Raw genomic sequence first — 223 nt, 5'->3', positions numbered from 1 at the left:
CGGCCAGAACACGTCCGTGCCGTCCTCCAGGGTGTGGTTCGGGCCCTGCGCGAACCGCACCGCCAGATCCGGCAGCTCGTCGACGTCCGGGACCCGCCACGGCTCCGAGCCGTTGGCGAGGTAACCGTCGGACAGCAGGAAGACCGGCGTGCGGTAGACCAGCGCGATCCGCGCCGCTTCCAGCGCGGCGTCGAAGCAGTCCGCCGGGGTGCGCGGCGCCACG

Annotated in this window: 1 pseudogene; it reads right to left on the bottom strand. The window is 73.5% G+C overall.

From position 1 onward, the window contains the following. Nucleotides 1-223: pseudogene (locus ACFIF2_RS36025) on the bottom strand (2-oxoglutarate ferredoxin oxidoreductase subunit alpha); the annotation flags it as partial.

This window comes from Streptomyces sp. BK79, assembly GCF_044142145.1.
Classification (GTDB): Bacteria; Actinomycetota; Actinomycetes; order Streptomycetales; family Streptomycetaceae; genus Streptomyces.
This window is presented reverse-complemented; position numbering and strand designations above follow the sequence as displayed.